The following is a 19,398-nucleotide window of genomic DNA, read 5'->3' as shown; positions in this document are numbered from 1 at the left end:
CGGAGTTCCAGCCCGTGAGGCGGCTCACAGCGCGGAGGTCTCCGCCCATGCGCCTTTCCGCCGGTCGCCCAGGGCATATCTAGTAGTGGTACCCCTCTCCTCCGAGAGAACGCTCGCGCACCTCCGCGCGGTACGCGCGAGGAGACATGCCTGTGATGCGGCGGAACTGGCGGTTGAAGTTCGACTGATTCGTGTAACCCACCTGACCCGCGATGCTCATGATCGACTCATCGCTGAGGTCGAGGAGCCGGCACGCATGGGATACGCGCAGCTTGATCGTCATCTCGGTGAATGTCAGGCCGCTCGCGCGCTTGAAGTACCGCGAGAACGCCGATTCCGACATGTTCGCGAGCTGCGCGGCCGCTTCGAGTGTCACTGGTCCGTTGATGTTCTTCAAGATGTAATCGAGACCCACGTCGACCGTCGATATCGAACGCCGCTTCGCTCCAGCGGGTCGCGAGTACCTGGCTTCGAGGTGAACGATCTCGTGTTGAGGGGCGTCGGCGATGATGTGGAATACCCTCACGAGCGCAGACAGACGCGCGAGAGGGTCGTTGCTCCCCACCTGGTCGAGAGTCTGGGACAGCCGAGCGGCGGTACTCGCGTGAAAGACGAGTCCACTGCGCGACTGCTCGAGTCTGGGCTTCGCCGCGTTGAGCTCCGGCATGAGTGCGGAGCAGCTCGAGAACCATTCGTGTGAGAACTGGATCAGCGTGTCTCGGCGTTCGATGTAGTCGCCCGGTTCGATGAGGCTTACCCAGTCGTGTGGAAGGTTGGGCCCGACGAGGGCGACGTGTCCCGGTGCGAACGCCCCCACCTTGTCGCCTATCACCCAGCGCCCTTCCGATTGACGGATGGCGTGAAGCTCGTACTCCGGATGGTAATTCCATCTGGCGACGCCTGGTTCGGGGTAGCCGTGCTGAGCCCAGCGGAAGCCGGACCCTTCATCCGGTGTGATGACCTCTCGGTTCGCGACTTGCAGCCACGTGCGTTCCACTCCACGTGCCTCGGTGGTCTTCGTCATACCTCGAATAGTACTCAAATGCCCACCCTGGGTCAGAAGCTCTCGAAACCCTGCAAATGAGTACCATAACCAGTCACCAAGCGTACTGGTGAGCGATACTGCATCGCTCGTATTCTCATGTCAGCGGTCGCGAATCGAACCGTCTGGACTCTCGCCCGACGAGGCTGGAGAGATGTCCACCCAGGGTGTCCCACGAAGGAGTGAGAATGCACGCAGTCGGCGAGATGCTCTCTCGAAGCGTGGGTGGTGATCGCCGTTGAGCGGGCCAGGCGCGAAAGCGGTCGCACGTGTTCCCGCGGTCCCTCGGGCAGAGACCGACTGGTCGACTGCCGCGATCGATCGTCTGCGCGGTGTCCTCGAAGACGCTGAGAGGCGCGACCGACGATTCGTCCTCGGCCTGGTCGGCGCTCCTGGTGTGGGGAAGTCGACGGTGTCCGAACGTATTCTCGACACCTTCGGCGACGCGTGTGTGATCGTCGCGATGGATGGGTTCCACTATGCGGCATCTGCTATCGCAGGTACTGAACGTGCGGCGCGCCGTGGCGCGCCAGACACCTTCGACGCCGAGGGGTTTGTTCACCTGCTCACGAGGATCCGGTTGCGGGTCGAGGGCGCTGTCTATGCGCCCACGTTCGACCGTCGGATCGAGGACCCTGTCAACGCCGCCACGGCGATTCGGCGTGACACGCTTCTGGTGGTCGTGGAAGGCAATTACCTGCTGGGAGATGGAGTGTGGAGCCCCGTCAGGGAACTGCTCGACGAGGTGTGGTTCATCCAGCGGGCGAACGAGGATCGTATCGCCGATCTGATCGCCCGGCATCGGCGCAACGGCAAATCGGAGCCGGAGGCACGTGCATGGGCAACGGGCTCGGACGAACGAAATTCACAGGTGATCACACAGAACGCGCATCGCGCCGATCTCACTCTCGACATCGCCAGCGGCACTCTCTCCGGCTCTCGAGCGGGGTCTTGACCTTCCCGCGATGAGATTCGCGAGATGAACCAGAAGAACACGCCTGGGCAGAGCTGATGCTGCCAGGCGACGAAAGGAAAACACGTGGACGCCGAACTCAGAGATCTTCACGATGCAGTGATCGTCGTCACCGGTGCGGGCTCCGGAATTGGAGCCGTCACGGCGCGCCAGCTCCTCAGCGCGGGTGCACGCGTGGTCGCGGGCGAGCTGTACCCGGATCGGCTCAGCGAACTCGCCGATGAGTACGGTGACCGTGTCGTCGTTGTGGGCGGCGACGTCGGCAAGCCAGAGACAGCGGAGGCCCTCATCTCTGCCGGGGTGGAGGCTTGGGGTCGTGTCGACAGCGTGATCGCCAATGCCGGTGTCGGCTACTTCGGGAGTGTGCTCGACTATAACGAGGATCGTATTCAGCGCATGGTGTCGACGAATTTCCTCGGCACCGTCTGGCTGGCTCGCGAAGCCGTCAAGCACTACCGCGAAAGAGGCGGCGGCGGTGACGTCGTCGTCGTCGGATCCGTTGCGGGCCTGGGAGCCGGTGGAGGCAACGAATCCGTCTACGCGGCCACGAAAGCTGCGCAGATCCAGTTCGGTACCTCCCTCGACCGTGAGGTCCGCCACGAGGGCATCCGGGTCGCCGTGGTCGCCCCCGCGGCAGTGAACACGGGTTTCGCGGCAGCGACGGGTCGCTTCGGAGACAAACCCCCTGAGGAGGGCGAGTTCATTCGCCCCTCTGATGTCGCCTACTGCATCGTGACCAGCCTTCGGCAACCGCGAAGGATGCGCACAGCCCTGTGGACGATATGGAGTCTCGCAGAGGCGAATGGCTGACATGAAGACGGAGACGACAATGCGTGCGATCACTTACGACAAGCCTGAGAGCTATGAGCTCCTGACCACCCCCACCCCGGAGCCGGGGCCCGGCGAGGTTCTGGTGCGCGTCACCATGACGGGCATCTGCGGCACCGACGTCCACATCCACCACGGCAACTTCGGCCCCACCTACCCGCTTGTCGCCGGACACGAGATTCTCGGCACCGTCGAGCGGATGGGCCCCGCTGTGACCGGACTGGCGATCGGTGAGCGCGTTGTGTACGACACGATGGTCGCCTGCGGAGTGTGCGGGAACTGTCAGCGACAGCTTCCGAACTACTGCACGGACATCAGAGCTGTGGGTGTCACCGAGGCCGGCGGATTCGCCGACTTCGTCATCGCCGTGGCGGCTCGCTGCCACAGCGTCGAGGGCATCCCGGATGACATCGCCGTCTTCGCAGAGCCGCTCGCCTGCTCTCTGCACGCCATGGACGTCCTCGCGCTCAAGCCCGGTTCAGATGTGCTTCTTTTCGGAGCGGGCCCCTCCGGGCTTCTTCTGGCACAGCTGCTTCGCCACGGCGGAGCCGGCCGGCTCGTGGTGGCCGCGCCCACCCAGAACAAGCTCGACCTGGCGCGCAGTTATGCGGCGGACGAGGTCGTGCTCGTTGACCGTCACGATGCGGGCAAGACGATCAGCGAGCTGTGCCGACTCGCTCCCTCCGGGTTCGATGTCGTTGTGGACGCATCGGGCGCGATCACCGTGCTGCAGAATGTCCTGTCGCTGCTTCGCGACGGAGGAACCGCACTGGTCTACGGCATGGCCCCGGAAGGCGCGAAGATCGAGATCGAACCGAACGAGATCTTCCGCAGGCAGCTGGCCATCAAAGGCACGTTCTCGCAGGCGTACACGTTCGAGCGAGCACTTCGGATGATGCGCAGCGGTCGTATTCGCACAGACGGCCTGATCACTCACCGATTCGGTCTGGAGACGTACGCAGAGGCGATCGACGCGGTCGCACACAATCGCGCAGCTGTGAAGACGGTGCTCGTGCCATGACGGCTGTGACTGGACCAGACACGGAGGCGGCAGCAGACACCATCGTCGCCGAGCTGCGTGATGTGAGCAAATCCTTCGACTCCACGCGCGCCGTCCGTGACCTCACGGTCTCGCTCCGGGCGGGGGAGGTGCTGGCGCTTCTCGGCGAGAACGGCGCAGGCAAGAGCACCTGCGTGAAGATGTTCGCCGGGGTCTATACCCCTGACACCGGATCTCTGGTCATCGACGGTGAGGACGTGCAATTTCACTCGCCCCTCGACGCGCATCGTGCAGGCATCGCCATCGTCCATCAGCATCCCGCGATCTTCCCTGACCTGTCGGTGGCCGAGAACATCTTCGCCGGACAGATGGAGCACGGCCCTGTCGGAGTCCTGCACCTTCAGTCCATGCTGCACCAGGCACGTCAGCTGCTCGAAGTGCTTGGGCTTGACATCGACCCGAACACGCGCGCTGGCACGCTCCGCACCGGCGAGCAGCAGCTTCTCGAGATCGCTCGAGCCCTCGCCGCGGATGCCCGGGTGCTGATCATGGACGAGCCGACAGCTGCCCTGTCCAATCATGAGGTCGAGTTGCTGTTCACTGTCGTCGACACCCTTCGCGCTCGCGGGGTGACCATGATGTTCGTCGGTCATCGGCTTGAGGAGGTTTTTGCGATCGCCGATCGCATCACGGTGCTGCGGGACGGCGCGCTCGTAGACACCAAGTTGGCGTCAGAGCTCTCTCCGGCGCAGACGGTGCAGATGATGGTCGGGCGCGAGGTGAACCAGCTCTATCCCGAGAAACAGTCCGAGATCGGAAGAACAGTGCTTTCCGTCGAAGCGCTCACCCGTGTCGGTGAGTACAACGACATATCATTCGAGCTTCGAGCCGGCGAGATCCTCGGCTTCGGGGGGCTGGTAGGAGCCGGAAGAACCGAGGTGGCCCGAACCCTGTTCGGGATCAGCCGCCCCGACTCCGGCACGATCCGCATCGATGGCAAGATCAGCACGATCTCGTCCCCACAGGATGCTCTCCGGCACGGGATCGCCTATGTGTCGGAAGACAGACGCGGGCAGAGCCTGGTGATGGACTTTTCGATTCTCGACAATGCGTCTCTGCCGATTCTGAAGCAGACGACCCGATTCGGTCTGACCAGCAAACGCCGGGAACTCGACGTTGTGCGTAGGCCGCTCGAGCAGATGCGCCTGCGCTTCGCCAGCTACGACCAGCCGGTGTCCACCCTCTCAGGGGGGAACCAGCAGAAGGTTGTTCTCGCCAAGTGGATGGGGACGAATCCGCGTGTGCTCATCCTCGACGAGCCGACACAAGGCATCGATGTGCAGGCCAAAGCCGAAGTGCACCGCCTGATCGCCTCGTTCGCTGCCGCGGGAATGGCCATCGTCCTCATCTCGTCGGACCTTCCCGAGCTGATCGCGATGTCCGATCGTGTGCTCGTGCTGCGAGAAGGCAACCAAGCAGCCGTCATCGACCGCGCGGATGTGACGCCCGAGATCGTGGGCGCTGCTGCAACGGGGGCGTCCCTCGAGGCAGAAGCGGTGAAGGCCGGAACCGGCGCTCCCGGCCCGGCGGCCGCCGAGGCGCGAGCAGTCGACTCGGCCGCCGGCTCAACGCCTGTCACGACCGTGTCCCGGACAACGCCGGTGGTCAAGAGGGGCGCTCCCGAGACGCGCGGCGGCCTGAGACCAGCGCTCCGCAGACTGGGAGTCGCGCGAGAACTGGGACTGCTCGGGGTCATTTTTGCGATAGCAATCCCGGTCGCGATCATCAACCCACAGTTCCTCGACTCCGGAAACCTCACCTCCGTGGCTGTGGATGCGTCGCTGCTGCTCTTCGTCGCCGCAGGCCAGCTCTTGGTCATGCTCACCGGCAACATCGACGTCTCCGTGTCCTCCACAGTCGGTTTGACGGCCTACGTCTCCGCGATGGTCATGCGCGACGTCCCCGGCTTGCCAGTCGCCGTCGCCGTCGCTCTTGCGGTGCTGATCGGGTTGGCATGCGGCGCTTTCAACGGACTGGTCATTGCGTATGGGAAGGTGCCGTCCATCGTGGCGACCCTCGGTACGCTTGCTGTGTTCCGCGGGATTACCAGCCTGATCGCTCAGAGCCGACAGGTCAGTGCCAGCGACGTCCCCCAGGCATGGCTGGACTTCGCGGCCGCGAAGATCGGGCCGATTCCCGTTCTCGTCATCATTGTGGTCATCCTGCTGATCGTCGTCGCTCAGATGCTGAAGCGAACATCGTTCGGGCGCGAGTTCTTCCTGGTCGGTTCGAATGATGAGAGCGCGGGGCTGATCGGGGTTCGGGTCAAGCAGCGGATCTTGTCCGCCTACGTGATCTGCGGCGGCCTCTCAGGCTTCTGCGGAGCACTCTGGGCGTCTCATTTCGCCACTGTTGATTCGCGCGTCGCGACAGGCATAGAGCTGAGCGTCATCGCCTCTGTCATCGTCGGAGGAGTAGCGATCACCGGGGGAGTGGGCACGGTGATGGGAATCTCCCTGGGCACCATCGTCCTGCTGCTCATCCGCAACGGACTCAGCCTCACCAAAGTCGATCCGCTCTGGCTGCAAGCCGCATACGGCGTCGTCATCATCGGAGCCGTTGTTCTCAACTGGGCACTTTCGCGAACACAGAACCATCGTCAGAGGAGAGCAGCATGATGGCCACCGCCGTCGGCTCGGCACCCGTGGACGCCCGAGAGAAGGTCACCATGCCCTGGAGCGTGCGACTGACACAGTGGCACTATCTGCTTGCCTACGCCACGATGGCCATCGCTGCGATCGCCGCTGTCCTGACACCGCCATTCGTCTCGCCGAACAATCTGACCCAGCTCGTCGCCGGCGTCTCTGACCGGGCACTGATCATCCTGCCGCTGGCACTGATCATCATCATCCGCGAGATCGATCTGTCAGTTGCGTCGATCATGGGGCTGTGCAGCGTCACTCTCGGCGTCACACTCCAAGCGGGAGTCCCCCTGCCGGTGGCGCTTGTGGTCACAATGGCGGTGGGGGCCGCAGCCGGGGCGTTCAACGGATTCTTCGTATCTTTTCTGAGACTGCCTGCGATCATCGTCACGCTCGGATCGCTCGCCCTCTTCCGCGGACTGTGCTACATCATTCTCGGAAGCCAGTCGATCAACACCTTCCCCGAAGCGCTGACCAATTTCGGGTTCCTCAACATTCCGGGCACAAGGATTCCCTACGTCATCCTCCCGTTCATCGTGCTCGCCATCGTCTACGCGATCGTTCTGCACAAGTCCGGAACCGGACGCCGCATTCTCGCCCTCGGTGGCAATCCCGACGCCGCGAAGTACTCCGGCGTCAGAACACGACGACTGACGATGTGGCTCTTCATCACCACCGGCCTGGTCTGCTCCATCGGCGGCATCGTCTACACCGCTCGTCTGGCGAGTTCCCGAGCCGACAATGCTTTCGGGCTTGAGCTGGATGTCATCACTATCGTCTTCCTCGGCGGCGTCAGCATGCTGGGTGGCAAAGGCAACGTCGCCGGGATCATCTGGGCACTCGCGCTGGTCTCGATCGTTCGCAACGTCCTCGGCCTCAATCAAGTGGGAGGCGACGTGCAGGGAACGGTGGTCGGGCTCATCCTGATCGGCTCACTCCTGCTCACGAACACCGTCGGGGCTACGTTCTCCCGGCGGCGTCGGAGCAGACTGCAAAGCCTGTTCGTCGCAGAACCCGTCACCGCCGAACCGGGGAAGGAGACGGCGGTAACGACCCGATGAATGTGCGCCGTACAGCGCATCCCGCACCATCCCATACAGCGCGAAAGCGCTCACCAACGGCGCATCCGCGCCTACTGAGAACAAAGGAGTTGTCAATGAAGCATGTCACCAAAGGACTGATCGGCGCATCCGTCGCAGCGGTTGCCCTCCTGGCATTCACCGCCTGCGCGGGCGACAGCAGCGATGGCGGCGCAGCAGCGGCCTGCCTGGACGCACCAGCCAAGGTCGGTTTCGTCAACAAGCTAGACACCGATCCTTACTGGGGTGAGACCAAGAACGGGGCCGAGGCCGCCAAGGCGGACCTCGGAGGCGATCTGATCATCACGGCGCCCTCGAAGGACACCGGTGACGCCCAGGTCGAGTTCATCAACAACCTGATCGCGCAGGACGTGGACGTCATCGTCATCGCAGGCAACAACCCCGACACCGTCGCGCCCGCTCTCAAGCGAGCCGAACAGGCGGGAATCCGGGTGATGAGCTACGACTCCGACGTCGCAACCGACGCCCGCACGATCTTCGTCAGCCAGGCCGACCTCGGTGACGTCGGAACCACCATGTTGAAGACGATCAGCGAGCAGATCGGGGGAGAGGGACAGATCGCCGCTCTCATCGACAACGCGACAGCGACCAACCAGGTGCAGTGGGTTCAGGCCGTCGAAGACGCCATCGCCAACGATCCCGAATACTCGGGCATCGAACTGGTCACGACCGTCTATGGAGAGTCCAACGAGACCACCAGCCAGCAGCAGGCACTCGGCCTCGTGAACTCCTACCCCGACCTGAAGGGCATCATCGTTCCCAGCGGACTCGGTTTCCCAGCGGCCGCTCGTGCACTCGAGAGCGCCGGCGAGACGGATATCAAGATGACCGGCTTGGCCCCGGCGTCGATCATGAAGAGCTATATCGAGTCAGGGCAGGCGACGGATGTGTGGTGGAACGTGCACGACCTCGGTTACCTGACCTATGCCGCCGCACAAGCACTCGCCCAGTGCGAGATCACCGGCGCCACCGGTGAGTCCTTCGATGCGGGCGACCTCGGCGAATTCACCGTCGGTGACGACGGTGTTGTCATCCTCGGCCCCACCAAGCTGGTCACAGCGGAGAACGTCGAAGAGTTCAAGTTCTAGACGCACCATGACGATGGCGTCCTTCCAGCACAGCACGGAAGGGCGCCATCCGTACATCCAGCCCATCACCGGCGCGATGCGACACGAGGTCGCCCCGCGTCCCTATGGCTCGTGCACGTGGCGGCGGAGCGGCGCGCGTTCGGTAGCCCGTCCTCCGGAGCATCATCACCGCGACGCGGCCACGCAGGCCATGCCGATCGCCCTGGCCGCGACGGGGTTCGGCATGGAGCGGCGCTATGTCGGAAAGATGCTCGTGAACATGCTCAGGGCGCGGTCACGATTGCGTTCCACGTGGTCGGAGACGAGGCCTGTCAGACGCTATAGCGAGAGAGAGTTTCGCCGCCATCCACCTTGATCAGGTCTCCGGTGATGAACCCGGACTCTTCATCGCTCGCCAAGAAGACCGCAACGTTTGCGACGTCGGTGGAGCTCGCCCAACGCTTCAGCGGGATGCTCTCCGCGATTGTCCGATCAAGCTCGGGGTCCTGGAACACGACACGAGAAGCTGATGTCTTGGCATAGGTGGGGCAGATTCCGTTCGCACGGATTCCGACCTCTCCGTACTCCAGGGCAAGGCATCGCACGAGGTTCGCCTGCGCCGCCTTGGACATGTTGTACGGGGACTGTCGGGGGTGCGCGCCGAGACCTGCGGTCGAGACCGTCGCAATGAAGTTGCCGCGGATCCCCGAGGCGTTCTTCTCCTGATTTTTGAAGGCGAGAATCGAAGACTGTGCTGCGTGGTACGCACCCTTGACGTTGATGTTGAATACGTCGTCGAGGTCCTGATCGGTGTGGTCCTCAATCAATTGACCCGCTCGCACGATTCCGGCGTTGCTGAACATGACGTCCAAACGGCCGAAGTGTTCGATGGCTGCCGCGACGGCGGTGTCGGTGTCGGTACGCTGCGACACGTCGCACGTGACGAAAATCGCGTTGCCGCCCTGTGAGTTGATCAATTGCGTAGTGGACGAGACTTCATCGTCCGTGACCCCGCCACTCGCCGGAGCTTCGGCGAGATCGGCGATCACGAGGTTCGCCCCCTGTGCAGCCATGCGCAGGGCGCTCTCCCGGCCGATCCCGGAGGATCCACCTGTAACGATGATGGTCTTGTTATCAAGTCTCATTGCTCTTTTGCTCCACGACCTTGTGTTGGACAGTGATTTCACGTTAGACGTCGAGTGGCGTGCCTATCCGTGCTCCACGCGACTGCCGTATGTACACCCGCGACACGTTCAAGAATTTCGAACGCTCGGTGCCGGCACGTACGTCAGCATCACGTTTGCCAACCAGTTTCCGGCTTTTTTGAGCGCCTGGGCGGCCACCTCGACCTGGCCCGGGTGATTGAGGAAACCATGAGCCATGCCACCGTAGGTTTCGCAGGTTACGTTCACCCCGGCGAGTCCCATACGATCGGCGAGAGCTTGCCCCTCGTCGTGAAGCACATCAAATTCGGCGAGCTGAATCAGTACGGGAGGAAGCCCATGAAGATCCGCGCGCAGCGGCGCCGCGTAAGGATGGTGGCGCAACGCGCGCCCAGGGGCATAGCTTTCCCAGAAATATGACATCTGCCCCTGTGTGAGGGAGCATCCTTCAGCGAAGGCAACCATGCTCGCGGTAACTAAGCGGAAATCACACACCGGGTAGGCTGCAAAGATTCCACCGACTTTGGCGATATCGCCTGTGTCGCGAAGGCACAAAGCCATGCCCAACGCGAGATTGGCACCCGCCGAGTCGCCGGCCAATCCGAATTTGTCGCTGGCCAACCCGAGACTTTCGGCATGATCGCAAAGCCAGAACGCTGCCGCTAGGCAATCATCAAGCGCAGCCGGGAAGGGTTTTTCGGGAGCAAGAGCGTAATCAACACTGAGAATTGTCGTAGCTGAAGCATGAGCCAATTCACGGATCAGTCGGTCGTGCGTGACCGTCGAACCGACACACCAGCCCCCACCATGCAAATAGATCGTCACAGGCGAAGGCTGGGGGCACGTTACCGGGCGATAGATCGACCCTGACACGTCTCCTTCCCCTGCAGGAATCGAGACGCGCGTAACCATCGCCATTTCCGGTCCGCCCTCATTTGCGAAGGCAAGACTGTCATCAAACACGGAGCGCATGCCGGTGAGACCCTGATCTTGGCCTTGCGCGGAAGAATCGGACAGCGAACGGTCCATCTGCTCCAAGACCGCGATCATTTGCGGATCCCACGGCAGATCACCTCGGATGGCCATCCTTACTCGTCTACCGGGACGAAAGGCGCTATGGGGCCTTCGAGGATGAAGAATTCGATGCCCGAACGTCCATTTCCTTGCCGTGGCGTAAATCCAGGCACGGGCTCCGCAGTGTGGTAGATACCCAGATAGACGTTGTCGCCTACCGAACGCACCTCGTCGATCAGGTCAACGTCACCTCCCCAGTTTGGGAAGTGCGAGTAAACCATCAGTAGTGACGGTCGGCCATCGATCGTCGATGGTGCAATATCCCACACAAAGCGCCCGTCTCGGACAACGGTGCCATCTGGCCGCTTAAAACGGTTGAGGCCGTGCCCCGCGTGGCCATCGAATTCAACAGGGCTATACGACTTGCCCAACCAGAAGTCCTGGCCCATCGACTCCATCGTTGCCCGCCATTCATCATTGCTATAGCTGGGCAGAGCACCAATAAACTCACCGTCGAACTCGTCCGGTTTAGGCGCGGAGAGATCGTGGAACAACGCTTCAAGTTCTTCGCGGCTAGCGGTCGCGAGTTGCTCAACGCTTCGGCGCGCAACGGCGTCTGGAAATGCGGTCATGAGTATACCTTTCCCTTCAATTTTGCCCGAGCTTCGGCGAGATCGGCGATCACGAGGTTCGCCCCCTGTGCGGCCATGCGCAGAGCGCTCTCCCGGCCGATCCCGGAGGACGTAACAATGATGGTCTTGTTATCAAGCCTCATCGCTCTTTTGCTCCACGGCGTTGTGTTGGACAGTGATTTCACGTTAGACGTCCAGCGGCATGCCTATCCATGCTCTACGCGACTACAGTATGTACACCCGCGACACGTTCAAGAATTTCGAACGTGATTTACGGCACGGTGCCGCTCGATCGGTAAGCGAGAGGATCAAAGGAGTAAAGATGCTCAAAGCGGTTGCAGAGAGGTTGGAGTTGGGGCCGGGCTCGGTGTCGGCACGTACGGAAGCAATGAATGAGCTTCTGACTCGAACCCACATCGGCATGGAGGTCGCTCCGCTGGACACCGGCTTCCACGCGAGAATCAGCCGGTACGAGATTGACGATCTCGCCGTTGTTGATTGTGAATCTGGAGCGCATCGTGGGCGCGTGCTCTCGTCGCTGGATTCAGGAGGTGGCCCCGAACGTCTTGGCTTGTTGATTGTGCGCCAGGGGCTGGAGTTTATCCATACGGGAAGCGCACGCGTGCCGGTGAACGCAGGAGACGCAGTGTTTTGGAGGAGCGGCCCAGAGGGTGCGTTCTCTGCGCCGGGTCGTTACAGCAAACGTACCGTGATGATGTCCTTGAGTGCATATGCGGAGCACCCTTCTTTGCGCGCGATCGAGTCGGGGCGGAAGGTTCCCGCGGGTGCCGGCGCGCTGGGATTGTTGAATGGCTATCTCGACACGTTTGTCGGTTCGTTCGACACGCTGCGTGGGGAGAGCCTCAGCACCACGCGGGGAGCACTTATTCAGTTGATGGCGGGTGTCGCATTGGAAACCATGGGGACTACGAAGGAGATCTTCGGGCCCTCCATGGGAGAAATTCAGGCTTGGATCAACATGTCCCTGGGGCGACACGATGTCTCGGCTCGTTCGGCCGCAGCGGCGCACGCGATCTCCATACGCACCATGAACCGCATCTTCGCCGCAGCGGGCACGACATATTCAGAGGTTGTACGGCAGCGCAGGCTAGCCAACGGACGAATGGATCTCATCAACTCGCAGGACTCAATCAGCAAGATCGCGTTCAGATGGGGATTCGCCGACGGGAGTCATTTCTCACGCGCCTTCAAGGATTCATTCGGAGTCTCACCGGGGGAGTATCGCCACCGAATCACCTGATGTCGGATTTGTAAGGTGTCGCATTTCTTCACTCACGTGTCGCGCAACGCTACCGGAGCTCTTGTCGACCGGGATAGCGTCGAAGCGTTAGTTCGACACAACGTGTGGAGTGAAAGATGCTGCGTCAAGATATTGAGTTTCCCTCTCAGGGCGCGACGCTCAGAGGGTGGTTCTACCCCTCGAATACCCCGGATGTAGCGGCGCCAGGAATCGTGCTCCAACACGGATTCACTGGGGTGAAAGAGATGTACCTTGATGCCTATGCGGAGGTTTTCGCTGAGGCAGGGTTCGCGTGCGTCGTCTACGATCACCCGGGGTTTGGTGATAGCGACGCGATTCCTGGACAGCCGCGACAGCAGGTCGATCCTTGGCTCCAGGTGCGTGGCATCAGCGACGCAATTACTCACTTGCAGCGCATGGAAGGGGTTGACCCGAGTCGAATCGGCGTATGGGGTTCAAGCTACGGCGGCGGCAACGCCATTGTGGCCGGCGCGACCGACAAACGGATCCGGGCTGTCGCCGCACAGGTGCCCGCGATCGACGGTTCCATCAGTTTCAGCCAAACCGTCAGGATCGACAATTGGGCGGCCACCGAGGAGCTTTTTGCGTTTGACCGCCTGCAGCAGGCCAATGGTGAGCCTCCGATGGTCATTCCGGTCGTCGATGCTGACCCGCTCGCCCCCTCTGGGCTTCCCACTCCTGACTCCTATCAGTGGTTTACGACGACAGCAGCAGAACGAGCTCCGGGATGGCGCAACGAACTGACTCTTCGATCACTCGAGATGTTCCGTGGCTACGCCCCAGGAGACTTCGTTCGGCTACTCACCCCCACCCCTCTGCTGCTCGTTGTGGCAGAGAAGGACCGGCTTGCAGATACGACGCTGGCACTTCAAGCGTACGAGCGAGCTACTGAGCCCAAGAGGCTCCGAATGATCCCGGGAGGGCATTTCGACGCGTACACCGGCGATAATTTCCAGATGAGCGCCGAAGAAGCGGTGCAATGGTTCCGGCAGCACCTCAGCAGCGCCACACCGGTGTCTTCGTGCTGATCTACTCCCCGCACCCGCAATAACGTGTCTTCGCATCATTCACGTTGAGCTGCCGGACGCCTCGCACAGGCTGCGACGGCAGCGCGTCGGTGCACAATAGGGTCGTGACCGTGAGTGAAGCACCTACCTCGAACCTGCCCCTGAGGCAGCGGCCGATCGACATCGTCTTCGCCGTCTTCTTCTCGATCTTCATCATCACCTCGATCATCAGCGACCTGCTGCCGACGGTCGGCGTGGACTTCAGCGAGCCCAGCTCGAACTTCTTTGTGAACTCGAATCACTGGTACGCGAGCGACGCTGACCCGCTTTTTATGCATCCGCCGGTATGGATGCGCATCGTGACGGGGCTCTCGGCCTTCGTCTACATGCCCTTCTACTTCTTTCTCGTCTATGCCCTGATCCGCGGTCGCAACTGGATCCAGCTGCCCGCGGTGATCTACGCCACGATGATCGTGACCCTCACCGGAATCGTGGTGTTCGGCGTCGAGTTCTTCGGCGAACCGGAGTTCCAGACGCAGAACCCCGCCAAGTTCCTGGCCTTCAATCTGCCGTACGTGCTTGTGCCCCTGTTGCTGCTCATCCGCATGCGCAAGCCGCTGCCGTTTCAGCGCACGTTCTGATTCAACGCCCGAGCTCCGATCGCTGGTACCAGCCCTCGCTCCACAACAGGCGGCCCCTGACCTGGATTGCGCGCTTCGCCGAGCAGATCATCCCAGAGGTGCGCGAGCGGGTCGCAGAGGCGTGGGGATCGAGCCTGATCTCACGGACGTCCTCGTTCCAGACGGTGAGACGGAGCGGTCGTGCGCCTGTCATTCCGCCAGTGCCTCCTGCACCGCCCGGAAGGCGGGCTTCGGTTCGTTGTCCTCGGTGAAGAGCAGCGGGGATGCCTCGCCGAGTTCATCCCACGAGTGACGGTCGCTGAACCCGAACACCGTTGTGCCGGCACACGCGGCGACCTCGAGGCACAGGTCCACGATGTCGGCGTAGAGCTGAGCCTGCAGGTCGAGCTGCTCCTCTGACGTGCCCTCGATCGTCACATCGAGCTCGGTGATGCGGATGCCGAGGCCGAGGTCTGCGAAACGCTGCATGTTCTGCTGCACGCTCTTCAGGTCGGGCGGGTTCGCGGCCTCGACGTGGAACTGCAGACCGACGGTGTCGATCGGCACGCCACGTTCGACGAAGCCCGCGACGGTGTCATAGAGAAAATCCGACTTCGCGCCGAGCTCCTCCGCCCCGGTCTCGTTGTACATCAGCTCGGCGTCAGGATCGGCAGCCCTCGCCGTGCGGAAAGCCCTTTCGATGTGCTCCTCGCCGAGAACGTCGAGCCACACCGTCTCGGCGAACGCCGCTCCCGTGCCACCCGTCTCGTCCGGGCCCCAAATCGCCTCGTTCACAACAACCCAGGTGTCGACGGCATCCGCGTACCGGGTGGCGAGGGTCGTGATGTGCTCGTCGTACACCTCACCGAGTTGATCCGCATCACCGGTCTCGGCGATGTCGAGCACCCACTGGGGCAGCTCGAAGTCCCAGACGAGGAACATCCCCGTGATCGCCTGGTCGTGCACCGTGGCGTAGTTCACGCTGAGGTCAGCGGGAACGAAGAAGTAGCCGGAATCCTCACCGCGGGTCGTCGTCCAGTAGAACTCCGTGGGTGTGGCCGCATTGAACTGCTCGCCGAGCAGCGATTCGAAACCGATGTCGTGAAGCGGAGGCCAGATGTCCAGCGCGCTGCCGAACTCGACTCCCCGCCCGTCGGCGAGCTCACGGAGTGCCGTGCCGAGCTCCGGATGCGCGGGCAGCGGCTGTGACGATTCCAGCTCGAGAAGTCCCAGCGTCGTGCCGGGTTCGAGGTATGCATAGAGGCCTGCGGCTTCTCCCTCCGCCGCGAGCGGGGCCGACAGATCGAGAGTTGTGCTCTGCGCCTCGCCGGAGACGATCGTGATCTCCTCGTCCAAGACGTCCACCGTGAGCACATCGCTCGTGTCGCCATCGACCGGCTTCTCCTGAGTGATCTCGCCCCCCGTCGTCTCGCGCGCGATCCACTGTCCGGCTGAGGCCAGGATCTCGACGGCGAGCCGCTCCTTCGGGTCACCGGGGCCGGCGATCACGATGCCGCTCGAGCCGTCGCCGTCCGGTTCGAACCGCCCGCTGATCGTGACGGGTTCGTCGGGAACGAACGCGCCACCCCAGATCGGCCACACCACTGTCTCCTGCTGATGACTGGCGAGGGCGACGGGGGAGTCGCCGCGCACTATCGGTCGCATGCTCTCTGTCACCTCGGATGGGGACGGTGTCACCGAGGAGCACGCGCTCACCGCGAGGGCGGAGACGGCGATGGCGGTGACGGCGGTGGCCGGAATGCGTCGCATCTCGTTACCGCCTTTCAGATTGGATGCCGTACCGCCGGTGGATCGGGGCCACTCAACCGCTCCAGACGTCGCCATGAGGATCGTCCTCGCGAGGGGTGCGGACGACGACGGTCGGATCGACCGTCTCGATCACGAAAGGCCAGTCGGCCGGGGAGCCGGGAACGTGCCAGAACCGGGCGGCCGCGCCCACCCCGGGCACCTGCGATTGCAGAATGGGCTCGGAGTCCGAGGCTCGTGAGTGCCAGAGCCCGCTGACGCGAACGTCGGGGGAGAGCGCGACGGTCACTGCGAACCTGTGGACGCGGCCGTCTTCGAGCGTGGCCACGTCGCGCGCCATGATCACTCCGGGGACCGATCGAACACTGTTCGAGGATTCGAGCCAGCGCGCCTGTGCACGAGCTCGTTCGCGGCCGCTGCGAACGGCATCGGAATATACTGCCCAGAAACCTGCGACAACGAGAACGAGCAGCACGGTGAAGAGCAGAGAGAACCACCACCCCGGTGAGTCCATGGTCCAGAGGATCAGCACCAGCCAGCCCGAGAGCACGCTCGCGGCAGAAAGCAGCACAGCACATACCGTCGTCGACCCCGGGCTCATTCCTCTCCCGATCCGAAGATCCCGGGGAGGTGCGGGTTCACCCCATTCCTGAAGGAGATGGACGATGTTCCCCTGGGGGAGATCAGATGACGAGACCGACATACGCAGACAATAGCGCCCTCAGGTTGCGGGCATACCCAGAGGGATGTCGGACGTCGCGCGGGAGGCGAAGACCTTTGTTGACGCCGGCCGGTCAAACGGACACCTCTCTGGTCGAGTGGATGCGACGGAGCGTATGGTGGGAGAGACATGGAACGCTCACGTACGGCGTTCTCGGATCGAGGAGGATCACGTGTCAGGTAACAAAGCTGTCGCCTATAAAGGACCGGGGAAGGTCGAGGTCATCGACATCGACTATCCCACCTTCGAACTGCAAGACGGGCCGGGTGTGAACCCGGCCAATGTGGGGCGAAAGGTTCCCCACGGAGCAATCCTCAAAACAGTCGCCACCAATATCTGCGGCTCCGACCAGCACATGGTGCGCGGTCGCACAACGGCGCCCACCGATCTGGTGCTCGGCCATGAGATCACCGGGGAGGTCGTCGAAATCGGCCCGGACGTCGAGTTCGTCAAAGTGGGTGACGTCGTCTCGGTGCCATTCAACATCGCGTGCGGTCGGTGCCGGAACTGCAAGGAGCGCAAGACGGGAATCTGCCTGAACGTCAACCCCGACCGCCCCGGCAGTGCGTACGGATACGTCGACATGGGCGGCTGGGTCGGGGGACAGGCGGAGTATGTTCTGGTGCCCTACGCGGACTGGAACCTGCTCGTGTTCCCCGATCGCGACCAGGCGCTCGAGAAGATCATGGATCTCACGATGCTCTCCGACATCTTTCCCACCGGGTTCCACGGTGCGGTGACGGCTGGCGTCGGCGTGGGTTCCACGGTATACGTCGCGGGGGCAGGACCTGTCGGCCTCGCCGCGGCGACCGGCGCGATGCTGCTGGGCGCGGCCGCTGTGATCGTGGGTGACATGAATGCAGACCGACTGGCACAGGCTCGCAGCTTCGGGTGTGAGACCGTCGACCTCACCAGGGGCGACCCCGCTGATCAGATCGAGCAGATCCTCGGTGTTCCCGAGGTCGACTGCGCTGTGGATGCCGTGGGCTTCGAGGCAAAGGGACACGGTGGCAAATCGGGTGAGGAGGCGCCGGCGACGGTGCTGAACTCGCTGATGGACATCACGGCTGCAGGTGGAGCCCTCGGTATTCCCGGGCTCTATGTCACCGGCGACCCCGGCGGAATCGACGAGGCGGCCAAGAAGGGCTCCCTGTCGCTCAGCCTCGGAACGGGATGGGCGAAGTCCCTCTCGTTCACGACCGGGCAGTGCCCGGTGATGAAATACAACAGGGGTCTGATGATGGCTATCCTGCACGACAAGGTGCACATCGCAGACAATGTGAACGCGAAGGCGATCTCACTCGACGACGCCCCGCGCGGCTATGCGGAGTTCGATGCGGGCGCCGCGCAGAAATACGTTCTCAATCCGAACGGATATCTCGACGCCGCATAGGCGCACCGCCGGGCATCGGCGCCACGACGGTGATGGCGCCGATGCGTCGAGAGCGCCCCCAGAAAGGCCGGATACGATCGCTGCATGCCTCCGCGTTCTCCACTGACGCAGCGACACGGTTTGGATGCCGCGTGGCTGCGCACCCCCGACCGCGATCGGTCGAGACCGCATCCCTGGCCGACCATGGGCGACTGGCTGCGCCATCGCTTGCCTCCTTTCGTCGACGTTTCCGGATTCCTGGCCGACGAACGCGTCGTCTACGAGTCGGGGGAACCTGTCGTCGGCGAAGACCCGTATCAGCCGAATACCTTCGTCTGGTTTCATCGTGACCTCGCAGACGAGACGCCTGTGCCCGGCGAGATCCACGTGGTCCACCGCGACGAGCGGATCGTTGTGATCGACAAACCCGCGTTCCTCTCGACCATTCCGCGCGGACGACACGTGCAACAGAGCGTTGTGGTTCGCCTGCGTGCCCAGCTCGGGCTTCCGCAGCTGTCGCCGTTGCACCGCCTCGACCGCGTGACATCCGGTCTTCTGCTGCTGGCGACGGAACGGCGCTGGCGTGGGGCGTATCAGTCCATGTTCCAGAACGGCGACGTGAGCAAAACGTATCGTGCCCTCGCTCCGCTGCGGCCCGACCTCGAGCTCCCCGTCACCGTCAGAGATCACCTCGTGAAACCGCGCGGTCGATGGCAGGCAGAGATCGTTCCGGGTGCCCCCGTGAACGCCGAGTCTCTCATCGAGCTCGAATCCGAGTGCGCTGGCGCCGGCGTCTACCGCTTGAGCCCGAGAACCGGGCGCACCCATCAGCTCCGGATGCACATGACGGGCCTGGGGATCCCGATCATCGATGACCCGCTGTACCCGATTGTTCGGCATGTCTCGGTAGACGACTTCGACCGCCCGCTGCAGCTGCTGGCCAGCGAGGTGGCTTTCGCAGACCCCATTGACGGTCGTCTGCGCCGTTTCGAGAGCGTGCGCAGTCTTCCCCTGAACACGGAGAATATCGCCCGCACGGTGAGCTGACGTCAGAGAGAGGCGCGAACCCGCGCCTCTCTCATCGAGGCGGGGCCGTCCCGGGCCGGCC

18 protein-coding genes are annotated in these 19,398 nt (G+C 62.8%); 11 read left to right on the top strand and 7 right to left on the bottom strand.

Annotated features, from left to right (window positions below):
- Positions 1-79 precede the first annotated feature (79 nt).
- Complete coding sequence (locus ACYVF5_RS11475) at positions 80-1,024, bottom strand: AraC family transcriptional regulator (RefSeq protein WP_460946433.1); 945 nt, start codon at positions 1,022-1,024, stop codon at positions 80-82.
- A gap of 256 nt (positions 1,025-1,280) precedes the next feature.
- On the opposite strand from ACYVF5_RS11475, the gene ACYVF5_RS11470 reads away from it, so the two are divergent.
- The 6 genes from ACYVF5_RS11470 (at position 1,281) to ACYVF5_RS11445 (ending at position 8,733) form a co-directional block, all read left to right on the top strand.
- A complete protein-coding gene (locus tag ACYVF5_RS11470; RefSeq protein ID WP_460946431.1) occupies positions 1,281-1,997 on the top strand; it encodes a nucleoside/nucleotide kinase family protein in 717 nt (238 codons plus the stop codon).
- 84 nt (positions 1,998-2,081) lie between these two features.
- Positions 2,082-2,825 carry an SDR family oxidoreductase gene (locus tag ACYVF5_RS11465; RefSeq protein WP_460946429.1) on the top strand — a complete coding sequence of 248 codons (744 nt, stop codon included), beginning with the start codon at positions 2,082-2,084 and terminating at the stop codon, positions 2,823-2,825.
- A 19-nt stretch (positions 2,826-2,844) separates the two neighbouring features.
- On the top strand, positions 2,845-3,864 hold the full coding sequence (locus tag ACYVF5_RS11460; RefSeq protein WP_460946427.1) for a zinc-dependent alcohol dehydrogenase family protein: 1,020 nt from the start codon (positions 2,845-2,847) through the stop codon (positions 3,862-3,864).
- Positions 3,861-6,521 carry an ATP-binding cassette domain-containing protein gene (locus ACYVF5_RS11455; protein ID WP_460946425.1) on the top strand — a complete coding sequence of 887 codons (2,661 nt, stop codon included), beginning with the start codon at positions 3,861-3,863 and terminating at the stop codon, positions 6,519-6,521. The genes ACYVF5_RS11460 and ACYVF5_RS11455 overlap by 4 nt, the downstream gene beginning before the upstream one ends.
- Entirely contained in the window at positions 6,518-7,606 is a 1,089-nt protein-coding gene (locus tag ACYVF5_RS11450; protein ID WP_460946423.1) for an ABC transporter permease, read from the top strand. Before ACYVF5_RS11455 ends, ACYVF5_RS11450 begins: the two co-directional genes overlap by 4 nt.
- Before the next feature lie 95 nt (positions 7,607-7,701).
- Positions 7,702-8,733 (top strand): substrate-binding domain-containing protein, encoded by a 1,032-nt coding sequence (locus tag ACYVF5_RS11445; RefSeq protein WP_460946421.1) that lies wholly within the window; start codon positions 7,702-7,704, stop codon positions 8,731-8,733.
- 311 nt (positions 8,734-9,044) lie between these two features.
- Here ACYVF5_RS11445 and ACYVF5_RS11440 read toward each other — a convergent pair whose 3' ends face one another.
- The 3 genes from ACYVF5_RS11440 to ACYVF5_RS11430 all read right to left on the bottom strand — a co-directional run bounded on the left by ACYVF5_RS11440 (position 9,045) and on the right by ACYVF5_RS11430 (position 11,521).
- A complete protein-coding gene (locus ACYVF5_RS11440; protein WP_460946419.1) occupies positions 9,045-9,899 on the bottom strand; it encodes an SDR family NAD(P)-dependent oxidoreductase in 855 nt (284 codons plus the stop codon).
- Between the two features lie 66 nt (positions 9,900-9,965).
- The gene (locus tag ACYVF5_RS11435; RefSeq protein ID WP_460946417.1) at positions 9,966-10,961 is read right to left on the bottom strand and encodes an alpha/beta hydrolase; all 996 of its coding nucleotides are present in this window, start codon (positions 10,959-10,961) and stop codon (positions 9,966-9,968) included.
- Positions 10,962-10,963: 2 nt separating this feature from the next.
- Positions 10,964-11,521, bottom strand: coding sequence for a hypothetical protein (locus ACYVF5_RS11430; RefSeq protein ID WP_460946415.1), 558 nt, complete (start codon positions 11,519-11,521; stop codon positions 10,964-10,966).
- A 232-nt stretch (positions 11,522-11,753) separates the two neighbouring features.
- On the opposite strand from ACYVF5_RS11430, the gene ACYVF5_RS11425 reads away from it, so the two are divergent.
- The 3 genes from ACYVF5_RS11425 to ACYVF5_RS11415 all read left to right on the top strand — a co-directional run bounded on the left by ACYVF5_RS11425 (position 11,754) and on the right by ACYVF5_RS11415 (position 14,451).
- Positions 11,754-12,782 (top strand): AraC family transcriptional regulator, encoded by a 1,029-nt coding sequence (locus ACYVF5_RS11425; RefSeq protein ID WP_460946413.1) that lies wholly within the window; start codon positions 11,754-11,756, stop codon positions 12,780-12,782.
- Positions 12,783-12,898: 116 nt separating this feature from the next.
- Positions 12,899-13,831, top strand: a complete 933-nt coding sequence (locus ACYVF5_RS11420; RefSeq protein ID WP_460946411.1) for an alpha/beta hydrolase — start codon at positions 12,899-12,901, stop codon at positions 13,829-13,831.
- 110 nt (positions 13,832-13,941) lie between these two features.
- On the top strand, positions 13,942-14,451 hold the full coding sequence (locus tag ACYVF5_RS11415; RefSeq protein ID WP_460946409.1) for an EXPERA domain-containing protein: 510 nt from the start codon (positions 13,942-13,944) through the stop codon (positions 14,449-14,451).
- Position 14,452: 1 nt separating this feature from the next.
- On the opposite strand, the gene ACYVF5_RS11410 is transcribed toward ACYVF5_RS11415, so the two are convergent.
- The 3 genes from ACYVF5_RS11410 to ACYVF5_RS11400 are packed head-to-tail and all read right to left on the bottom strand — an operon-like array spanning position 14,453 to position 16,768.
- The gene (locus ACYVF5_RS11410; protein WP_460946407.1) at positions 14,453-14,644 is read right to left on the bottom strand and encodes a hypothetical protein; all 192 of its coding nucleotides are present in this window, start codon (positions 14,642-14,644) and stop codon (positions 14,453-14,455) included.
- The gene (locus ACYVF5_RS11405; RefSeq protein ID WP_460946405.1) at positions 14,641-16,200 is read right to left on the bottom strand and encodes an endo-1,4-beta-xylanase; all 1,560 of its coding nucleotides are present in this window, start codon (positions 16,198-16,200) and stop codon (positions 14,641-14,643) included. Before ACYVF5_RS11405 ends, ACYVF5_RS11410 begins: the two co-directional genes overlap by 4 nt.
- Positions 16,201-16,252: 52 nt before the next feature.
- Entirely contained in the window at positions 16,253-16,768 is a 516-nt protein-coding gene (locus ACYVF5_RS11400) for a hypothetical protein (protein ID WP_460946403.1), read from the bottom strand.
- 322 nt (positions 16,769-17,090) lie between these two features.
- Here ACYVF5_RS11400 and fdhA point away from each other — a divergent pair, with 322 nt between their 5' ends.
- Together fdhA and ACYVF5_RS11390 are read left to right on the top strand one after the other, a co-directional pair.
- Entirely contained in the window at positions 17,091-18,311 is a 1,221-nt protein-coding gene (fdhA, locus tag ACYVF5_RS11395; protein ID WP_460946401.1) for a formaldehyde dehydrogenase, glutathione-independent, read from the top strand.
- Between the two features lie 84 nt (positions 18,312-18,395).
- Positions 18,396-19,337, top strand: coding sequence for a pseudouridine synthase (locus ACYVF5_RS11390; RefSeq protein WP_460946399.1), 942 nt, complete (start codon positions 18,396-18,398; stop codon positions 19,335-19,337).
- Positions 19,338-19,398 lie beyond the last annotated feature (61 nt).

It is taken from the genome of Okibacterium endophyticum, assembly GCF_054780075.1.
This window is presented reverse-complemented; position numbering and strand designations above follow the sequence as displayed.